We start from the raw sequence: 19165 nt of genomic DNA on the forward strand, positions 1-19165 counted from the left end.
GGTTACGCGCTGAGGCCGCCGAACAGGGTCGGCATGTCGAGCGGGCGGAAGCCGTAGTGGCTGAGCCAGCGGACGTCGGCGTTGAAGAAGTCGCGCAGGTCCGGCATGCCGTATTTCAGCATGGCGATGCGGTCGAGGCCCATGCCCCAGGCAAAGCCCTGGTATTCGTCGGGATCGAGACCGCCGGCGCGCAGGACGTTCGGGTGAACCATGCCGCAGCCGAGGATTTCCATCCAGTCGGTGCCTTCGCCGAACTTGACGATCGGGCCGGACGAGCGGTCGCACTGGATATCGACCTCGAAGGACGGCTCGGTGAACGGGAAGAAGGACGGGCGGAAGCGCATGGTGACGCTGTCGACCTCGAAGAACGCCTTGCAGAACTCTTCCAGCACCCAGCGCATGTTGGCGACATTCGCCTTCTTGTCGACCACGAGGCCTTCGACCTGGTGGAACATCGGCGAATGGGTGGCGTCACTGTCCTGGCGATAGGTCTTGCCGGGGATGATGATGCGGATCGGCGGCTTTTGCGCTTCCATGGTACGTATCTGCACGGGCGAGGTGTGCGTGCGCAGCACCTTGCGTCCACCATTCTCATCCGGCGGGAAGAAGAACGTGTCGTGCATCTCGCGGGCCGGGTGGCCTTCCGGGAAATTCAGCGCCGTGAAGTTGTAATAGTCCGTCTCGATATCCGGACCTTCGGCAATGGAAAAACCCATATCCGCGAAGATCGCGGTGATTTCGTCGACGATCTGGCTGATCGGATGGATGCGGCCGCGCTCGGCCGGCGAGGAGCGGACCGGCAGGCTGACATCGACCGTCTCCGCCTTGAGGCGGGCGTCGATCGCGGCATCGCGCAGCGCCGTCCTGCGCTCGGTGATCGCGTCGGTCACGCGGGTCTTCAGCGCGTTGATCGCCGCACCGCGCGTCTGGCGCTCTTCCGGCGACATGGTGCCGAGCGTCTTCAGGAGGTCCGAGACGGAGCCCTTCTTGCCAAGCGCGCCCACGCGCACGGCTTCGATCGCCGCTTCGTCGGAGGCTGCGGCAACGTCGGCGAGGAGCTGATGTTCCAGTGTGTCGAGTTCAGTCATCTTTACCTGCTTTGCTTGCGTCGGCCGGGCGGAGGGCCAAGAGAACCTGCGACAGATAGCGGGTTGCGGCGCGGAAGCCCGCAGATCACTACCCATGTGCACGCGCCCGATCAATCGGGTGCGCCATAAAAACTTGGCAACGACCGCCGCCGGAAGACGAGGCATGGAAACGGTGCAGGCCCGTTTCGGCGGTGGCCATCACGCAAAAACCCGCACCGGTTTCCCGGCGCGGGTTTCACAACGAAAAGACGTTTGGTTGTGGAAGCGCCGGTTAGTTTACGGCGGCTTCAAACTCGTTCTTCGTACCAGCGTCCTTGAGGTATTCGAGAGCCTTCTTGGAGGCAGCGACGAGCGCGCCGAAAGCTTCGGTCTCATGGATCGCCATGTCGGACAGCACCTTGCGGTCCACTTCGATGCCGGCCTTGTTGAGGCCGTCGATGAAGCGGCCATAGGTCAGGCCATGCTCGCGGACGGCAGCGTTGATACGCTGGATCCAGAGCGCGCGGAAATTGCGCTTGTTGACCTTGCGGTCGCGGTAGGCGAACTGCTTCGAACGGTCAACCGCGGCCTTGGCGGCGCGGATGGTGTTCTTGCGGCGGCCGTAGAAACCCTTGGCTGCCTTCAGTGTCTTCTTGTGCTTGGCGTGGGACGTTACGCCGCGTTTTACACGTGCCATATCATGATCTCCTTAAACGTATCAAAAGTGCCAGATAGTCTCAGAGACCGTTGGGCAGGTAGTTCTTGATGACTTTCTTGCCATCGGCTTCGGCCAGCACCATGGTACCGCGCGCGTCGCGAATGAACTTGTTGCTACGCTTGATCATGCCGTGGCGCTTGCCGGCGGCAGCCGCGACGACCTTGCCGGTCGCGGTGATCTTGAACCGCTTCTTGGCGGACGATTTCGTCTTCATCTTGGGCATTTTGCTACTCCATTCTTCTTGAATTGAACCGCGTGACGATGCACGGCTCCAGCGAAAAGAACGGCCACGGCATGCCCTGCCGGACCGTTCGGACGGCGGCTTGTAACCGAAGTCCTTCGAAAGCGCAACCGGAATCCTTGTTTTGGTGTTCCCGGTGCAAAAAGGAAAAGCCGCCCCGTAAGGCGGCTTCGATCCGTGCGGTCCGTAGACGCGCGAGAGAGGGGCTCACTTCGGAGCGAGCACCATCATCATCTGGCGGCCTTCGAGCTTCGGCTCGGCTTCGACCTTGGCGATGGTCAGCGTGTCTTCCTTGACCTGCATCAGGAGCTTCATGCCGAGTTCCTGGTGGGCCATTTCGCGACCACGGAACTTCAGCGTCACCTTGACCTTGTCGCCCTCTTCAAAGAAGCGGTTCATCGCCTTCATCTTCACCTCATAGTCATGGGTGTCGATGTTCGGGCGCATCTTGATTTCTTTGATTTCGACGATCTTCTGCTTCTTGCGCGCTTCGGCCGCCTTCTTCTGGTTGGCGTATTTCAGCTTGCCGAGGTCAAGAATCTTGCAGACGGGCGGTTCGGAGTTCGGCGAAATCTCCACGAGATCGAGGCCTGCTTCTTCCGCCATGCGGAGCGCCTGATCGGTGGGGACGGTGCCGTGGTTGTTGCCGTCGGCGTCAATAAGCTGAACCCGGGGAATCCGGATTTCCTTGTTGGAGCGCGGGCCGTCCTTGACGGGAGCTTCCGCTTTAAAAGGTCTGCGAATGGTCGTGTTCTCCTCGAACTGTTTCGACAGGTATGAATTAGGGTGCGTCAACCGGGCCGTTTGCCCGCCTTTCGGCGTTTTTCGGCAATGTGTTGATCACGCTTGCGAAGTCAATAGCATGGCCCGTGGAAAAAATCACCACCTGTCCTTGCACGCGCGAATCTGGTCTAGGTTTCGGCAAAAGACCGGCTTTTCGGGGCCGGGATGCAGACAGGAGATAGGTATGACGGCGACGAAGGACAACGGGGCAGACTTCCTCACGGTCGGCAAGGGTGACGATGCCCGGCAGATCGCGATCGCGCTCCAGCCGGCCGCCGCCGGCAATGCGCTCGCCCATGTCGTCTGGCTCGGCGGTTACCGCTCGGACATGACCGGCACCAAGGCTATCGAGCTTGCAGCGCTCGCCGCCCGCCTCGGCACAGCCTGCGTGCGCTTCGACTATTCCGGCCACGGCGCCTCGGGCGGCGCCTTCGTCGACGGCACGATCTCGCGCTGGCTGGAGGAATCGCTCGCCGTGATCGACCATGCCGCAAAGGCCCTCGGCACGCGCCGCGTCGTCCTCGTCGGCTCCTCCATGGGCGGCTGGATCGCGCTGCGCGCCGTTGCCGAACTGGCCAAACGCCGGGATGTCGCGGTCGTCGGCCTCGTGCTCATCGCGCCCGCGCCCGATTTCACCTCCGAACTGATCGAGCCGAACCTGACGGATGCCGAGCGCACGGCGCTCGCCGAGCGCGGCCAGTTCGAGGAGCCGACGCCCTACGGCCCCGATCCGAACATCTACACGCTGAAGCTCATCGAGGACGGCCGCGACAACCGTGTTCTGACCGGCGTCATCGAGACCGGCTGCCCCGTGCACATTTTGCAGGGCATGGCGGATCCAGACGTGCCCTATACCCATGCCGTGCGCCTGATGGAGCACCTTTCCGGCGACGATGTGGTTCTGACCATGATCCGCGACGGCGATCACCGCCTGTCGCGCCCGCAGGATATCACCAAGATCCTCGAGGCGGCGGAGGCGCTCGCCCGCGCGGAATGAGGCCTTTGCGCATTCCGGCGGTCGCATTTTAACCATATTGTCGGATCGCCAATTCTGATGATTGACGAGATGCCCTCCTGACCGTTAACTCTTTGTTAACGATTAGGGGACGTTTCATGGCACGAATGATTGGTGCGAAGGCTGGGGCTGCGGCGTTTTTTGCGCTCCTCGTTTCTTCTTCCTCGGCTTTCACGGCTCCGGCGTCGGCGCTTTCCATGAAGACCGGCGGCGTGACCTCCCAACCGATCGGCCACTACGAGTTCTGTCAGACCTACAAGTCCGAATGCCGCGCCGGCGTGCGCAACCAGGCACCGGCCAAGGTAACGAAGGTCGGCTGGTCGGCCATTCGCCAGATCAATGCCAGCGTCAATCGCGACATCACCCCGATGACCGACAAGGAGCTGCACGGCAAGGACGAATACTGGTCCTATCCGGACGGCGCCGGCGACTGCGAGGATTTCGTCCTGCTGAAGCGCAAGAAGCTGATGCAGAAGGGTTTTGCCCCCGGCGACCTGCTGATCACCGTCGTGCGCAAGCCGGACGGCGAAGGTCATGCCGTGCTGACGGTGCGCACCACGGAGGGTGATTTCATCCTCGACAACCTCAACAACGAAGTAAAACCCTGGACGACGACGCCCTACCGCTACCTGAAGCGCCAGGCCTCGTTCCACGCCGGCCGTTGGGTCTCGATCGAAAACGGCGACGCCGTCATGGTATCGTCGGTCGGCCAGTAAGCAGGCCGCCCGAAAGATTTGAAAGGCCGCGGATCGCTCCGCGGCCTTTTTGCTTGGCGGGGTGCGATGCATCACCTCCACCTCTCTGCTGCGGCAACGCCCGAATGCGCGCACCACCTCTCCTGCGTCATCCTCGGGCTTGACCCGAGGATCCATGCCGCGGGCGAGGCGTGGATGGTCGGGTCAGGCCCGACCATGACGATGGAGAGGACGGGAGCGTGCGGAAAGCCGAGCCGGTCTCCTACCGATTGGCCATCGAGGCCATGCGCTGTGAATAGCGCCCGCCGGACACCTTTGCCGGCGACAGCATGTCGCCGAGGCGCGCCGCCTCTTCAGCGGTCAGCACCACGTCGGCGGCGGCGACGTTCTGCTCCAGGTGCGGCACCTTGCTGGCGCCGGGGATCGGCACGATGAAGTCGCCCTGCGCCAGCACCCAGGCAAGCGCCAGCTGTGCGGGCGCCACGCCCTTCTCCGTCGCCATCTCTTCAAGGGCTGCTACCAGCGCCAGGTTGGCATCGAAATTCTCCGCCTCGAAGCGCGGCAGCGAACGGCGGAAATCATCGGCGGACAGGCCATCGAGCTTCTTCAGCGCGCCGGTCAGAACACCGCGGCCAAGCGGGCTGAAGGGCACGAAGCCGATGCCGAGATCCCGGCAGGTTTCCAGCACGCCGTTCTCCTCCGGATCGCGGGTCCACAGCGAGTATTCGCTCTGAAGGGCTGCGATCGGATGCACGGCATGCGCACGGCGGATCGTCTCGGCGCCCGCTTCGGACAGGCCGAGCGCCCTCACCTTGCCTTCGCGCACCAGCTCCGCCATGGCGCCCACCGTCTCCTCGATCGGCACGGCCGGATCGACGCGGTGCTGGTAGAACAGGTCGATGACCTCGATGCCGAGCCGCTTCAGCGAGGCCTCGGCGACGGCCTTGACGTTTTCCGGCCGGCTGTCGGTGCCCGTCATCATCTGCGCCGCCGGCTTGCTCGGATCGATGCTGAAGCCGAACTTGGTGGCGATCACCACGTTGTCGCGCACCGGCTTCAGCGCCTTGCCGACAAGGATTTCGTTCTTGTAGGGGCCGTAGACCTCGGCGGTGTCGAACAGCGTGACGCCGAGATCGACGGCGCGATGCAGCGTGTCGATGGCCGCCGTCTCGTCCTGGGCAGGGCCGTAGGCATGGCTCATACCCATGCAGCCAAGGCCGAGGGCGGAAACATCGAGGGGGCCGAGTTTTCTGTGTTTCATGGCAAAATCCTTTTCGTGGCACCGGGAAGCAGGCCGTTGGGCCGACCGCCGTCATCCGGGCAACACCAATCTAGGGTGCGGCGCTTCATCTGAAAATTGCTGCAAAGGCCAACGGCTTGTTCTATCTGTTGGAACAATGAACCGAACCCAGCTTTCCCAACTCGCCGTGCTCGCCATCGTCGCGGAAGCGCGCTCCTTCCGCAAGGCCGCGGCCGAACTCGCCATCGCGCCGTCGGCCGTCAGCCACGCGGTGTCGGCACTGGAGGCGAGCCTCGGCGTGCGCCTCATCGCCCGCACCACCCGCAGCGTGGCGCCGACGGAGGAAGGCCGTCTGCTGCTCGAGACGCTGGCGCCGGCACTGGCCGATATCGGCGCCGTCATGGAGGGGCTTGCCGACCGGCAAAGCCGCCCGGCCGGCCCCTTGCGCATCACCATGCCGCTGATCGCCGCCGAAGACATCGTCATGCCGCGGCTCGCTGCCTTTCTCGCGGCCTACCCGGATATCGAACTGGATTTGCGCACCGACGACCGCTTCGAGGACATCGTCGAAAAGGGTTTCGATGCCGGCCTGCGCCTCGGCGAGCATCTGGAGGCGGACATGATCGCCGTCAGGGCGAGCGGCCCGTGGCGCGGCCTGATCGTCGGCGCACCCGCCTATTTCGAAACGCATCCGAAACCCGTGCAGCCGCGCGATCTCATGCAGCACCGCTGCATCCGCCGGCGCTTTTCGAGCGGCCGGCTCTATCGCTGGGAGCTGGAAAAGGATGGACGGCTGGTGACGGTCGACGTCACCGGCCCGCTGATCGTCTCCGACCAGCGCCTGATGCGCGGCGCGGCGATGGACGGCGCCGGCCTCGCCTATGTCTTCGACCAGCGCGTCGACGAGGATATCCGCGCCGGCCGACTCATCCCCGTGCTGGAGGACTGGTGTCCGGCCTTCGACGGCTTTTCGATCTACTACCCGTCCCGCCGGCAGATGCGCCCGGCCCTCAGGGCCTTTGTCGATTTCTTCCGCCACCGCGGCTAGACTAAGGCTATCGCTGATAAGGGCGGCGCGCTGCCGCTTTCCCCTTCTCCCCCACGGGGAGAAGGTGGCCCGAAGGGTCGGATGAGGGGGCCCGCGCGCCCTCTCACACCCCCTCATCCCGCTGCCGCGACCTTCTCCCCGCTGGGGAGAAGGGGCAAGCCGCACCCTCTCAATCCATGGCGATGGCCTTGAAGGTCAGGTCCGCAGCCGATAGCGGATGTGCCCGTCCGACTTGACATAACTGTCGTAGAGTTTGCGGGCGCGGGCATTGTCCTCGTTGGTGTGCCAGTAGATGCCGCGCCAGCCGTTGCGCTTGGAGATCACGACAAGGTCATCCACCAGCGCCCGCCCGACACCCTTGCCGCGCGTCGTCTCGTCGACATAGAGGTCTTCGAGATAACCTTCCGGCGCGATGTCCCAGGTGGAATCGTGATAGTGATGGATTGCGAAACCGAGCATCTCGCCGTCCTCCACGGCGACGCGCATCGAGACCCGGGAACCCGCGTCGAGAATGCGCGCCCAGGTGAAGGCGGTCACCTCCTCGGGTACCTCGGTCTTGTAGAAGGTGAGGTAGCCGGCCCAGAGTTTCCTCCAGGCCGCTTCGTCGCTTTCAATGGGATCGCGGATGGTCAGCGTCATGATGCGGCTCCTGCCGTGTCGAGTGCCGAAACCTGTTCGGCGGAGAGGGAAAGCGAGGCCGCCTTCGTCAGGCTGGCTAGCTGGGCGAGGCTGGTGGCGCTGGCAATCGGCGCTGTCACCGCAGGCTTTGCCATCAGCCAGGCCAGCGCGATTTCTGCGGGCTTCGCGCCGGTTTGTGCCGCGACCTCATCGAGAACTGCCAGAATGCGCAGGCCCTTGTCGTCCAGATAGTGCGCCACGTCTTCGCCGCGCGCCCTGCCCTCGGTATCGGCCTTCGTGCGATATTTTCCGGTCAGGAAGCCGGAGGCCAGGCTGTAATAGGTGATAACGCCAATCTCCTCTCTCTGGCAGAGATCTGCCAGTGCGCCCTCGAAGCCGGCGCGGTCGTAGAGATTGTATTCCGGCTGAAGCGCGCCGCAGCGCGGCAGGCCTGCGGTGTCGGCCGCATCGAACGAGGCCTGCAACTGGCCGGCATCGAGGTTCGAGGCGCCGAAGGCCCGCACCTTGCCCGCTTTCACGAGGCTGGCATGGGCCTCCAGCGTTTCCTCATAGGGCGTTTCCGGGTCCGGCCAGTGCGAGAGGTAGAGGTCGATATGATCGGTCTGCAGCCGCTTCAAAGATTTCTCCACGGCCTCGATGATCCACGACCTGCGCAGGTCCCGCCGGCCCTGCCCCATGTCGGAGCCGACCTTGGTGATGACGACGACCTTGTCGCGGGAAAGACCGGAACGCTTCAGCCACCTGCCGATGATCGTCTCCGATTCACCGCCTTCATTGCCCGGCACCCAGCGGGAATAGACATCCGCCGTGTCGATGGCATTGAAGCCGGCGCCGGTGAAGGCATCCAGCAGGTCGAAGGAGGTCTTTTCGTCGGCCGTCCAGCCGAAGACATTGCCGCCGAAGACGAGGGGCGCGATCGAAAGGCCGGTCTTGCCGAGGGTGCGATGCTGCATGGAGATCCTCCAAAGGGTTCGTGCTGAAAAGTGTCGAAGGGAACATAGGACGGTGTCGCGCCTATTGCACGCTGCACCGCTGCGATTTTTTGAACGCCTCTCCGCTTGCGAGGAACGTACCTCGCGACTAGTCTCTCGCCGCAATCAGGGAGAGATCATCATGCTGCGTTTCGGAATCCTGTCGACCGCCAAGATCGGGCGCGAACTTGTCGTGCCCGCCATCCAGGATGCGGAAAACTGCGTCATCACAGCCATCGCCAGCCGCGACCTTGCGAAGGCCCGCGCCATGGCCGACCGGTTTTCCGTGCCGCACGCCTTCGGCTCCTATGAGGAAATGCTCGCCTCCGACACGATCGACGCCGTCTACATTCCGCTGCCGACCGCACAGCACGTCGAGTGGTCGATCAAGGCGGCGGATGCCGGCAAACATGTGCTGTGCGAGAAGCCGATTGCGCTGAACGCCGGCGAGATCGCGGCGCTGATCGAAGCACGCGACCGCAACAAGGTGCTGATTTCCGAAGCCTACATGGTCACCTACAGCCCCGTCTGGCGCAAGGTCCGCTCGCTTCTGGCCGAAGGCGCGATCGGCAAGCTGCGTCATGTCCAGGGCGCCTTCACCTATTACAACCGCGATCCCGGCAACATGCGCAACGTGCCGGCTCTCGGCGGCGGCGGCCTGCCGGATATCGGCGTCTACCCGACGATCACCACGCGCTTCACCACCGGCAAGGAAGCGCTCCGCGTCCAGGCCACCACCGACCGTGACCCGGAGTTCGGCACCGACATCTATTCCAGCGTGCGTGCCGATTTCGGCGATTTCGAACTGTCCTTCTACGTCTCCACCCAACTCGCCCAGCGCCAGGTCATGGTCTTCCACGGCGACAAGGGCTTCATCGAGGTGAAATCGCCGTTCAACGCCGATCGTTACGGCGCGGAGGAACTCGAACTCACCAACCAGAGCCACACCGAAAGCCAGCTCTTCCGCTTCCAGGATGCCCGCCAGTACAAGCGCGAAGCCGAAGCTTTTACGCGGGCAGCGCTCGGGGAAAACGAGGAGATCGTCACGCTCGAAAGCTCGGTCAACAACCAGAAGCTCATCGACGCCATCTACCGCGCCAGCGAGAAGGACGGCTGGGAAGCGGTGTAACCGCCCTTCTTTGGAGAGGGAGCGTGCAGGGTGGATCCTCGGCTCCAGCCCGAGGATGACGACAGAAGGAATGTTCGTCGGCCAAATTGCCAGCACCGCCTGCCGCAGCATCGCTCCGCACCGTCGGTGAGCGGCAAAAACCTCTCCTCCCCTCCGTCATCCTCGGGCTCGACCCGAGGATCCACGCGGCACGGCATGCGTCCTGATGACCGGACGTCCTACGCCCCGTTCCCGATCCGTTTGTAGAAAAACGTCGTCGCGCAATAGCGCCCGTCCGGATAGAGCGCATAGTCCGGAATGACACCGGCGCGTTGCCAGCCGAGCCGTTCGTAGACGGTCTCGGCGGGGCTGCCGGTGGCGGTGTCGAGCACCAGCACGGTCTTGCCGCGCCTGACAGCTTCCGCTTCGGCCGCCGCCATCAGCGCGCGGGCAAGGCCGCGGCCGCGCTCGCTTTCCATGACGAGAAGTTTCTTGACGTCCGCCCGGTGCGGCTGGTTCGGCATCTGGCGAATACCGACCTGCACCGTGCCGACGATGCGCCCCTCCCGTTCGGCGGCAAAGAGCAGCGTCGCATCCTCGCCGACCGCCGTTGCGACCCCTTCCCAAAAGGACAGCGCATCATCAGGCCCATAGGGTGCCATGAAGCCGACGGAGGCGCCGCCGGTCACGCAATCGACCAGCACGTCGGCAAGTTCACCCAGCCGGGTGCGCGTTTCGGCAGGGGCGAGCAGTCTGATATCGCTCATCGCTTCCTCAAGGGTCAGGTTCGGCCGCGGTCCAGCACCACGGCATAATGGGCCGGTTCACTGCCGGGGTTTTCGAAAACGTGACCCTCGGTGATGCTCATATAGAGACAATCGCCGGGGCGAAGGTCGTGCACGACGTCCTTGATCGTCATGCGGAGTTCGCCGGAGAACAGCCAGACGTGCTGCGTCATGCCCGCCTTCGCGGTTTCCGGCGGATAGGCCATGCGGGCGCCCACCGGGAACTCCACCTCGATCACCTCGACACGCGAAACCGTGTTCGGCGCCGAGATGGCGCGGCGCTGGTAGCCGGTTTCCGGATCGCGCCAGACTGTCTGCTTTTCCCGTCGCGACAGCGGATCGCCGTCCTCCTGCGAAAAGGCGAAGAAGGCCGAGAGCGTCAGGTCGAGGGCCGCGCAGAGCCGCGACAAAAGCTGCGCCGTCGGGCTCGCCTCACCGCGCTCGATGCGCGAGATCATCGCCCGACTGACGCCGGACGCGCTTGCGAGGTCGTCGAGCGTCTGGTTGCGCGCGGTGCGCAGCAGCCGCACGCGCTCGCCAATCGCGCTTTCCAGGGGATCCGTTTCATTTTCCATCATTATGGAATAATTGTCTCGCATAATGGAGTCAATAGACATCAACCCATCTGAAAATAATTCTCCGCCATGCCGCTCCAGCGACAATGCGACATCGATCACCCGGATATGGTGACGCCGCTAGAATCAGGGAGGGCGGACGGATGACAGGTGAAACGCAGCGGGCATCCTCGCTCTTTTCCATCACCGCCATCGTCGTCTCGATGACCTTCGTGGCGATCGGCAACGGCATCATGCTCGCCTATGTGCCCTATGTCCTGTCGCGCGCCGATGCACCCTCGTGGACGCCGGGTGCTGCCGTCACCGCCATCGCCTTCGGCGGCCTGCTTGGCTGCATTCTCGCCGGCCCGGTCATCCGCCGCGTCGGCCATGCCCGCGCCTTCTCGTGTTCCATGGCGCTGGTCCTCATCGCCGCCTTTCTCGTGGCGCTCGGCGTCAACCCGCTTGTCTGGATTTTGGCACGCGGCATCTATGGCGCGGCGGGCAATTCCAATTTCATCATCGCCCAGAGCTGGCTGAACCACGCGGCCGACAACCGCTGGCGCGGCAAGGCCATGTCGTTCTTCTACATGGCCTATGTGCTGGGGCTGGGCGTCGGCGCCTGGCTGTTCGGGCAGATGCCGGCCGACGGCAACCTCGCGCCCCTCGTCACCATCTTCGTCACCACCATCGCCCTTTTGCCGATCGGCCTGACCCGGCTGCCGACGCCGCCCGCACCCGCCCGCGTCAGCGTCGATTTCGCCATGGCCTGGCGCAATTCCCCCGTCGCACTCATCGGCGTGCTCGCCGCCGGCGGCCTCTCCATGGTCGTGCAGGGTTTTACGCCGATCTACGCCGCCACCAACAATGTCAGCCAGACCGACGTGGCGCTCCTGATGTTCGTCATGCAGTTCGGCCTGCTCTTCGTGCAATATCCGCTCGGCACGCTGTCGGACCGCATCGACCGGCGCATCGTGCTGATCTTCACCTGCCTGCTGATTTCAGGCACCGCGGTTGCCGCGCTCTTCGTGTCCTTCCAGGCCTTCGTCATCCTCATGCTGGTCTTCGCGCTGTGGGCCGGCGCCGTCGAAAGCGTCTATTCGATCGCCAATGCGCATGCCAACGACCGAACGGATCCGGAGGATTTCGTGCCGCTCGCCTCGACGCTGCTCGTCGCCTGGTCGGCTTCCGCGACGCTCGTTCCGCTGGCGGTCACGGCGCTCACGCCCATCTACGGCCCCAAGACCTTCATCTATGCCGCCATGGCCGTCGCACTGCTCTACGCCGCCTTCGTCACCCATCGCCTACGCCGCCGCGAGACCGTACCGATGGAGGCGCGGGAGAGTTTTGAGATCCGCAGCGCCCAGGTGCCGAATGCCGGCGCGCTCGTCGAAGGCCAGAACGTCCCGGAATAGCGGTGCTGGAGCGCAGGAAACCCTTCATTTACCGCTTTGCGGGAATCTCGCCCGCTGCTATATGGCGCGCATGAGCACCAATAATTCGACGCCCCTCGACCATATCCGCAATTTCTCGATCGTGGCCCATATCGACCACGGCAAGTCGACGCTCGCCGACCGGCTGATCCAGTCGACCGGCGGCCTTGCCGCGCGCGAAATGTCGGAACAGGTCCTCGATAACATGGATATCGAGAAGGAGCGCGGCATCACCATCAAGGCGCAGACCGTGCGCCTGCACTATGTCGCCAACAATGGCGAGACCTACGTCCTCAACCTCATCGACACGCCCGGCCACGTCGACTTCGCCTACGAAGTGTCGCGCTCGCTGTCGGCCTGCGAGGGCTCGCTGCTCGTGGTCGATGCGTCGCAGGGCGTCGAGGCCCAGACGCTCGCCAACGTCTACCAGGCGATCGACAACAACCACGAGATCGTCACCGTCCTCAACAAGATCGACCTGCCGGCGGCCGAGCCCGACCGCATCCGCGAGCAGATCGAGGAAGTCATCGGCATCGACGCCTCGCAGGCCGTGCTGATTTCGGCCAAGACCGGCCTTGGCATTCCCGACGTGCTGGAAGCCATCGTCCACCAGCTGCCCGCGCCGAAGAGCGAGGGCGGCGAGACCGCGCCGCTGAAGGCGCTGCTCGTCGATTCGTGGTACGACACCTATCTCGGCGTCATCGTGCTCGTGCGCATTCTCGATGGCGTGCTGAAAAAGGGCCAGACCATCCGCATGATGGGCACGGACGCGAAATACCAGGTGGAACGCGTCGGCGTCATCACGCCGAAGATGGTCACCGTCGAGGCGCTCGGCCCCGGCGAGATCGGTTTCATCACCGCCTCCATCAAGGAAGTGGCCGATACCCGCGTCGGCGATACGATCACCGAGGACAAGCGCCCGACCGCCAACATGCTGCCGGGCTTCAAGCCGGCGCAGCCGGTGGTGTTCTGCGGCCTGTTCCCGGTCGATGCCGCCGACTTCGAGGACCTGCGTGCCGCCATGGGCAAGCTGCGCCTCAACGATGCGTCCTTCTCCTTCGAAATGGAATCGTCCGCCGCGCTCGGCTTCGGTTTCCGCTGCGGCTTCCTCGGGCTGCTGCATCTCGAAATCGTCCAGGAACGCCTCGAGCGCGAATTCGACCTCGACCTGATCGCGACCGCGCCGTCGGTCGTCTACAAGCTGTTCATGAACGATGGTACGGAGCGCGAGCTGCACAACCCGGCCGACATGCCGGATGTCGTGAGGATAAAGGAAATCCACGAGCCGTGGATCCGCGCCACCATCCTGACGCCGGACGATTATCTCGGCGGCATCCTCAAGCTTTGCCAGGACCGTCGTGGCATCCAGGTGGAACTCACCTATGTCGGCACCCGCGCGATGCTGACCTACGACCTGCCGCTCAACGAAGTGGTCTTCGATTTCTACGACCGCCTGAAGTCGATTTCCAAGGGCTACGCCTCCTTTGACTACCAGATCACCAACCACCAGGAAGGCCATCTGGTGAAGATGTCGATCCTCGTCAACGGCGAGCCGGTCGATGCGCTCTCCATGATGGTGCACCGCATGGCCGCCGAAAAGCGCGGCCGCGACATGTGCGAGAAGCTCAAGGAGCTGATCCCGAAGCACATGTTCAAGATCCCGATCCAGGCCGCCATCGGCGGCAACGTGATCGCCCGCGAGACCATCTCGGCGCTGCGCAAGGACGTGACCGCCAAGTGCTACGGCGGCGACGCGACCCGCAAGCGCAAGCTGCTCGACAAGCAGAAGGCCGGCAAGAAGCGCATGCGCCAGTTCGGCAAGGTCGAAATTCCGCAGGAAGCGTTCATCGCAGCGCTCAAGATGGGCGACGAATAGGGACGTGATCGCTTTAAGCCCGCCGACGTTTAAACTGAATATATACGCCAGCGCGTTGAAGCCGCATCTTAAGGAGCTCAATGCTGACGACATATTTTTCGGCGGCAACTTCGATCGACATGCCGCTGGCCATAATATGCACGAGCGCAACTCGGGGCAGTAGAAGAGTAGCGGAAAGCAAATCCGCCTCTTCTTCCTGCTCCGTGTCGTAATTTTTTAACATCATCAGTCCATTCGGCAGGAACTCCGTTTTTGCTGCTTCATGATCGCAAATTATATGCGAGAGTTCATGCATTATGTTACCGGATTGCCGTCCAGGGGGATGAGCACTGTTTGTGATTATTATTTTCTTTTCTTTATGAAAGATTGTCGCAGCGGACCAACTCCACGGGTCCAACTCCGTCAACTGCTTTAAACACCATTCACTTATTCCGGGAATGGAATTTACAGATAGGACGGAAATACCATGCTTTTCGGCGACGGATAGGGCTGGAAGAGGTGAGGTTGGCGGCAAGCCCAATTGAGCTCTCGTTTCGCCAGAGACCTTTTCGCACCAAGATTTAAAGCCTCTTTTTGCCAAGGGCTAAGCGCCTAAATTGCCGTTGTCCAAAGCTAGCTGGGCTGTCGCAATCATTTCCGCGAGAGCGCGAAGAGTTTCGGGGTGCTGAGTGTTCTGCTTGCGAAAATGTACTTCCGCAGGTTGCCCAGAATTAACAGAATTTTCGAAGCCAAGTATGCTGGCCGGGTCAGCCTCCAACCAAACACACAGCCTTCTAAAAGTTTCAAGGTCGGGTAAATGCCCGTTTTCTATGCGCGATAACGTCGCTGGGCTGATTCCAACGTCTGCAGCGGTCGCCCTTATTCCTTGAGCCCCACGCTTTGTTCGAACTGCTTCGCCTAAATTCTCAAGGCCAATAGGTTGCACGGTTTGAATCCTTCCAAGCCGTCTCACGAGTGAAACGATTTGCAATTGACATACAGAATGGAATCGCGCAGCTTGGGTGCGTGTTTCACCAATGAAACACTACTCGTCCGTGAGACGCACGGTGTTTCTTTCGTGAGACACTGTGACAAATCACAGAATTAGCGTCAAGAGTCCCCACCGACAGAGGTAAAAAATGACCAGCTACTACCGAAACCGAAATGCACAGACGAACGGTGACCACGAGGTTCACAAAAGCGGCTGTGCCTACATGCCTGCAACTGTGAACCAGCACTACCTCGGTGAATTCAATAACTGTTCCGAGGCTGTTGCAGCGGCCAAGATTTATGACCGTACCGCCGACGGCTGTGCTCACTGTTCCCCTGCCTGCCACACCCGCTAAGGAGCTTGAAATGACAAAGTCCATAAGTGGTGGCGTACGCCACAGAAGCGCAAAGTCCGGGCAATTCGTGACAGAACAAAAAGCCATACGAAGCCCATCGACAACTCTTTCTGAACGAATCAATGGTGGAAGCACCAACGGGTCGCACCGCAGTGCAAAGACCGGCGAGTTTGTCACGGAATCCTACGCCAAGAAGCACCCTTCCAGTACGATCAAAGACAACTGACCGTGCGGCCAACAAGTTGAGCACTTCTGAAAAGGAGTGCTCGCTCCACTCGTTTTTCAAAGGTGCAGTCACTATGAGCAATAAACGCAACCAACACGTCGTACCTCATCCCGATGGATGGGCAGTCAAGGGTGCCAGGTCTGAACGCGCCACAAAAGTGGTCGAAACCCAGCGTGAAGCGATCGGCCTCGCGCGCGAAATTGCACAGAACCAGCATACGGAAATGCTGATCCATGGGGAAAACGGTCGCATTCGCGAGCGCAACTCCTACGGCAATGATCCCTACCCGCCAAAGGGCTGAAAGCCATTCCACCTCGGGCATCAGGATTTGATGCCTGGGCATCGGATATGAAGACGACAGGGGCGGCTCCACCGCCCCTGTTTTTGCTCAATCCCGCTTGATACTCGCCAGAACCTCCCAGAGGTCCGCACCGGTCTCGAACACGGCGGCGTTGGCGCGGAAGCCGGTTTCGGCGGAGACGAGGTCCAGCATGTCCATGGCCGGATCGCTTGTGGGTGATGCCCCGCCGGCGGTGCTGCGGGCGATTTTCTCGGCCCGCGCCGTCTCGCTCGCCATGCCCTGGAGGGCCGTGTTCAGGATGCCGGCTATCTGCATTGCGGTGGCCTCGTTGATCCCTTGACGTTCTACGCGACGGCACTTTCCATCGCGTGAACGGCAAAGCCGGCCGGATGCCCGGTCCTGTGCGGAATCGGCACAGGACCGGAGGCCGTCAATGGCCCGGATGCAGCGCGTCGTTCAGATACATGCAGGTCAGCATGGTGAAGACGTAGGCCTGGATGATCGCCATCAGCAATTCCAGCGCCGTCAGCGCCACCGTCATGGCGAGCGGCAGCACCGCGCCCAGAAGGCCGAGCGTGCCGAGTTCGCCCATCGAGACGACGAAGCCGGCAAAGACCTTTAGCGTGATATGCCCGGCCAGCATGACGGCGAACAGACGCACGGAATGGCTGACGGGGCGGGAGAGATAGGAGATCACCTCGATCGGCACGATGATCGGCGTGAGGATCAGCGGCACGCCGTCCGGCACGAAGAGTTTCAGGAAACCGGCGCCATGCCGGAACAGACCGTAAAGCGTCACGGTCGCGAAGACCAGCATGGCAAGCGCGAAGGTGACGATGAGATGGCTCGTCACCGTGAAGGCATAGGGGAACATGCCGACGAGGTTTGCCACCAGAATGAACATGAAGAGCGAGAACACCAGCGGGAAGAAGCGCATGCCCTGTTCGCCGGCATTGGCCCTGAGCGTCGTCGCGACGAATTCGTAGACGATTTCCGCGCCCGATTGCCAGCGGCCCGGCACCAGGCCGCGCCGGCCCGTCGCCAGAAGCAGGAAGGCGCTCGCGAGCACGACGGTCGCCACCATATAGGCGGAGGAATTGGTGAAGCTGAGGTCCAGTCCGCCGATTTCGAACGGAACTAGCGGCTTGATCTCGAATTGCTCAATGGGTCCGGCCATCGGATATCCTCGGAAAGGCAAGGCGCACGACAAGGGCGCGCGCCGTGATCGCGACGCGGCGATGCAGGGCACGCGCGGGCCGCGCGGCAGATTTCAGAACGAACGGGAGTGAAGGGTTCATGGGTCGCGGCATTCTCTCTCGATTGCGAGATGAGGGGCCGTCCCCGGAACGAACAAGGCGCTGGTCGTCCAGCGCGAAGGCTGTTTAGCCGCTGCATCGGCCGATGGCAAGGACCATCGAAAGCAACCGCACCCCTCAATTCGGCGCTGACCGGCCCGCGCCGCAGCAGATCACGCCAATGGCCGCTCGAACACCATCCAGGTCCAGCGGACACCGAGCGCCCGGTTCGCCGCCTGGTGTGATCCCGCCTCCCGGCACCGCAGCAAAGTGAGGCCGCAGCCGGCGGCGGCCGCAATCGTGTCGTCGTCGCAAATCGGGAAGGCGGGCCGGCCGGCGGCCCCGACACCGTGGCGCAGCGCAAGGACGAGGCGCCCGCCGGGCGAGAGCATCCCCGCCAGCACCGGCAAAGCGATGGCGCGTGCCGCATCGTCGATATGCTGCCACACGCCGTTCAGCGTCACGAGATCGAACGGTCCATGCTGTCGCGTTGCCGCCAGCTCCGGCAGGGTGTCGTTTAGCCAGGTGAGGCCCTTGTCGCCATGCCGCGCCATCCCGGCCTCGCGCAGCGCCCGGACCGGCTCGACCGCCAGAACCCGGTGCCCTTGGCCGGCAAACCACGCCGCATCCCGCCCCGTGCCGGTGCCGATATCGGCGACCCGGCCGGGTGTCTGCGGCAGCAGGTCGAGCACCGGCGCGTAGAGCAGCGCCGGATCGAAGGCCTCGTAGCGCTCGATCAGCTCTGGCGTCGCGGCGGCGGCATAGCCGTCCAGGATGTCGTTCATGGCGCTGCCCGTCAGGGAGGCGGAAGCATCTTGCCGACGTCGCCGCTCAGCAGGTGCTGGAACGGCCGCGGCGGCAGCTTTCCGGGATTGGCATAGGGATTGGAGAAGGCGAAGATGAAAAACAGGATGACGCCGGAATAGGCGCCGAAAAACGACAGCAGGACGAGATGCGTCTTGGTCGGCCGGTAGACGTAGAAGGCCGCCGAAATGATGATGAGGCCGATGATCGCCGGCCCCCAGAACAGGCCGGAGAAGCGGCCGGCCGAGGCCGCCTCGCGCAACTGGCGGAACCTTGCGATCGCCGCGGTCTTATCCTTCATGTGGCCGCTCAGATAGCGCTCCCGCTCGGTGGTCGGTGCAAGATCCAGCACCCGCGTGTAAACGGCATTCCACTCCTCCCAGGCACGGGGCGACAGCCCCTCGCGATGGCCGAGCCGCTCCCACTCCTCGTCGACGACGATGACGACATAGCGCGCCAGCCCCTGCTGGATCGGCAGCGCAATCGCCCCGCCATAGCGGCCCGCATCGTTGAAGACGTCGGAGATCGCAATGGCCTCGTCAACCAGCGTCGCGCGCACGCCCTTGTAGTCATCCAGTTCCTGCGCATAGACGAGCCCGAGGATAAGGCTGTGGAGCGTGGCCACCCGCACGGCGACGTTTCCAGCCACTTCCAGCGTCCTGTCGCCCTCCTGCCCCGGATGGAGCAGCCGGCGCGCCAGGAAATAGGACCCCAGCACCAGCACGACCGTCGCCACAACGACGGCGGAACCGGACAGCAGAGACGAGAGGACGTCGGCGAGATCTTCCATCGACGCACCATTCGTTACGACCCCTGAAGAATCAAGCCAGACGCGCCCGCAATCGTTCTTGCGCACGGCGCAATTTTCCCCGCTGTCGCCAGCCGCGCCATACTCAGTGCATCCCGCTAGAGGATACGCTGCCAGGCGTGGCAGTCAGGCGGGGTCGGCGCTTGCGGTGCGGGGAGGACGTGAACCTTCACCGGAAGGGCCTGCGGAAAATGGTCTCCCTCCGGCGACACGGGGGAAACGGCAGGGCATCG

At 63.0% G+C, this 19165-nt stretch carries 23 protein-coding genes; 8 read left to right on the forward strand and 15 right to left on the reverse strand.

The features are described 5' to 3' along the window. Positions 1-2: 2 nt before the first annotated feature. The 4 genes from pheS to infC form a co-directional block, all read right to left on the reverse strand. Positions 3-1088: a phenylalanine--tRNA ligase subunit alpha gene (gene pheS, locus AC1RT2_RS14630; RefSeq protein ID WP_493102895.1), complete on the reverse strand. Its 1086-nt coding sequence runs from the start codon at positions 1086-1088 to the stop codon at positions 3-5. A 271-nt stretch (positions 1089-1359) separates the two neighbouring features. Continuing rightward, positions 1360-1764, reverse strand: coding sequence for a 50S ribosomal protein L20 (gene rplT, locus AC1RT2_RS14635; RefSeq protein ID WP_069060325.1), 405 nt, complete (start codon positions 1762-1764; stop codon positions 1360-1362). A 40-nt stretch (positions 1765-1804) separates the two neighbouring features. Further along, a complete protein-coding gene (gene rpmI / locus AC1RT2_RS14640) occupies positions 1805-2008 on the reverse strand; it encodes a 50S ribosomal protein L35 (protein ID WP_069060326.1) in 204 nt (67 codons plus the stop codon). 225 nt (positions 2009-2233) lie between these two features. Further along, positions 2234-2770 carry a translation initiation factor IF-3 gene (gene infC / locus AC1RT2_RS14645; protein WP_286157226.1) on the reverse strand — a complete coding sequence of 179 codons (537 nt, stop codon included), beginning with the start codon at positions 2768-2770 and terminating at the stop codon, positions 2234-2236. Between the two features lie 223 nt (positions 2771-2993). Here infC and AC1RT2_RS14650 point away from each other — a divergent pair, with 223 nt between their 5' ends. Together AC1RT2_RS14650 and AC1RT2_RS14655 are read left to right on the forward strand one after the other, a co-directional pair. Further along, positions 2994-3806 carry an alpha/beta hydrolase gene (locus tag AC1RT2_RS14650; RefSeq protein WP_493102897.1) on the forward strand — a complete coding sequence of 271 codons (813 nt, stop codon included), beginning with the start codon at positions 2994-2996 and terminating at the stop codon, positions 3804-3806. Positions 3807-3922: 116 nt separating this feature from the next. Further along, on the forward strand, positions 3923-4540 hold the full coding sequence (locus tag AC1RT2_RS14655) for a transglutaminase-like cysteine peptidase (protein ID WP_069060328.1): 618 nt from the start codon (positions 3923-3925) through the stop codon (positions 4538-4540). Positions 4541-4781: 241 nt separating this feature from the next. Here AC1RT2_RS14655 and AC1RT2_RS14660 read toward each other — a convergent pair whose 3' ends face one another. Continuing rightward, the gene (locus AC1RT2_RS14660) at positions 4782-5780 is read right to left on the reverse strand and encodes an aldo/keto reductase (RefSeq protein ID WP_493102900.1); all 999 of its coding nucleotides are present in this window, start codon (positions 5778-5780) and stop codon (positions 4782-4784) included. 136 nt (positions 5781-5916) lie between these two features. On the opposite strand from AC1RT2_RS14660, the gene AC1RT2_RS14665 reads away from it, so the two are divergent. Continuing rightward, positions 5917-6807, forward strand: a complete 891-nt coding sequence (locus tag AC1RT2_RS14665) for a LysR family transcriptional regulator (protein ID WP_493102902.1) — start codon at positions 5917-5919, stop codon at positions 6805-6807. A 195-nt stretch (positions 6808-7002) separates the two neighbouring features. Here the strand turns inward: AC1RT2_RS14665 and AC1RT2_RS14670 are convergent, their stop codons facing one another. Together AC1RT2_RS14670 and AC1RT2_RS14675 are read right to left on the reverse strand one after the other, a co-directional pair. After that, positions 7003-7446 (reverse strand): GNAT family N-acetyltransferase, encoded by a 444-nt coding sequence (locus tag AC1RT2_RS14670; protein ID WP_444800039.1) that lies wholly within the window; start codon positions 7444-7446, stop codon positions 7003-7005. Next, positions 7443-8399, reverse strand: a complete 957-nt coding sequence (locus AC1RT2_RS14675) for an aldo/keto reductase (RefSeq protein WP_493102904.1) — start codon at positions 8397-8399, stop codon at positions 7443-7445. Before AC1RT2_RS14675 ends, AC1RT2_RS14670 begins: the two co-directional genes overlap by 4 nt. A gap of 160 nt (positions 8400-8559) precedes the next feature. Between AC1RT2_RS14675 and AC1RT2_RS14680 the strand changes: the two genes are divergently transcribed. Continuing rightward, positions 8560-9546: a Gfo/Idh/MocA family protein gene (locus AC1RT2_RS14680; RefSeq protein ID WP_069060333.1), complete on the forward strand. Its 987-nt coding sequence runs from the start codon at positions 8560-8562 to the stop codon at positions 9544-9546. 218 nt (positions 9547-9764) lie between these two features. Here the strand turns inward: AC1RT2_RS14680 and AC1RT2_RS14685 are convergent, their stop codons facing one another. Together AC1RT2_RS14685 and AC1RT2_RS14690 are read right to left on the reverse strand one after the other, a co-directional pair. Then, on the reverse strand, positions 9765-10292 hold the full coding sequence (locus AC1RT2_RS14685) for a GNAT family N-acetyltransferase (protein ID WP_493102907.1): 528 nt from the start codon (positions 10290-10292) through the stop codon (positions 9765-9767). A gap of 14 nt (positions 10293-10306) precedes the next feature. Further along, on the reverse strand, positions 10307-10885 hold the full coding sequence (locus tag AC1RT2_RS14690) for a helix-turn-helix domain-containing protein (protein WP_257949428.1): 579 nt from the start codon (positions 10883-10885) through the stop codon (positions 10307-10309). A gap of 143 nt (positions 10886-11028) precedes the next feature. On the opposite strand from AC1RT2_RS14690, the gene AC1RT2_RS14695 reads away from it, so the two are divergent. Then, positions 11029-12279: an MFS transporter gene (locus AC1RT2_RS14695; protein WP_493102909.1), complete on the forward strand. Its 1251-nt coding sequence runs from the start codon at positions 11029-11031 to the stop codon at positions 12277-12279. A 61-nt stretch (positions 12280-12340) separates the two neighbouring features. Next, positions 12341-14173, forward strand: coding sequence for a translation elongation factor 4 (gene lepA, locus AC1RT2_RS14700; protein WP_257949426.1), 1833 nt, complete (start codon positions 12341-12343; stop codon positions 14171-14173). Between the two features lie 13 nt (positions 14174-14186). On the opposite strand, the gene AC1RT2_RS14705 is transcribed toward lepA, so the two are convergent. Both AC1RT2_RS14705 and AC1RT2_RS14710 read right to left on the reverse strand, forming a co-directional pair. Next, positions 14187-14753: an ImmA/IrrE family metallo-endopeptidase gene (locus AC1RT2_RS14705; protein ID WP_493102911.1), complete on the reverse strand. Its 567-nt coding sequence runs from the start codon at positions 14751-14753 to the stop codon at positions 14187-14189. Positions 14754-14756: 3 nt separating this feature from the next. Then, positions 14757-15125: a helix-turn-helix domain-containing protein gene (locus AC1RT2_RS14710; protein ID WP_493102946.1), complete on the reverse strand. Its 369-nt coding sequence runs from the start codon at positions 15123-15125 to the stop codon at positions 14757-14759. Between the two features lie 166 nt (positions 15126-15291). On the opposite strand from AC1RT2_RS14710, the gene AC1RT2_RS14715 reads away from it, so the two are divergent. Then, positions 15292-15498, forward strand: coding sequence for a hypothetical protein (locus AC1RT2_RS14715; protein WP_493102913.1), 207 nt, complete (start codon positions 15292-15294; stop codon positions 15496-15498). Positions 15499-15797: 299 nt separating this feature from the next. Then, positions 15798-16025: a DUF2188 domain-containing protein gene (locus tag AC1RT2_RS14720; protein ID WP_493102915.1), complete on the forward strand. Its 228-nt coding sequence runs from the start codon at positions 15798-15800 to the stop codon at positions 16023-16025. Between the two features lie 87 nt (positions 16026-16112). Here AC1RT2_RS14720 and AC1RT2_RS14725 read toward each other — a convergent pair whose 3' ends face one another. The 4 genes from AC1RT2_RS14725 to AC1RT2_RS14740 all read right to left on the reverse strand — a co-directional run bounded on the left by AC1RT2_RS14725 (position 16113) and on the right by AC1RT2_RS14740 (position 18980). Further along, entirely contained in the window at positions 16113-16340 is a 228-nt protein-coding gene (locus AC1RT2_RS14725; protein ID WP_493102917.1) for a flagellar basal body rod protein, read from the reverse strand. A 115-nt stretch (positions 16341-16455) separates the two neighbouring features. After that, positions 16456-17202 (reverse strand): F0F1 ATP synthase subunit A, encoded by a 747-nt coding sequence (locus tag AC1RT2_RS14730; RefSeq protein ID WP_069060340.1) that lies wholly within the window; start codon positions 17200-17202, stop codon positions 16456-16458. A gap of 291 nt (positions 17203-17493) precedes the next feature. Next, positions 17494-18105, reverse strand: coding sequence for a class I SAM-dependent methyltransferase (locus tag AC1RT2_RS14735; RefSeq protein WP_493102919.1), 612 nt, complete (start codon positions 18103-18105; stop codon positions 17494-17496). 11 nt (positions 18106-18116) lie between these two features. Then, positions 18117-18980: a bestrophin-like domain gene (locus AC1RT2_RS14740; RefSeq protein ID WP_493102921.1), complete on the reverse strand. Its 864-nt coding sequence runs from the start codon at positions 18978-18980 to the stop codon at positions 18117-18119. Between the last annotated feature and the right edge of the window lie 185 nt (positions 18981-19165).

Source organism: Shinella sp. GW821-FHT11G07 (assembly GCF_058808115.1).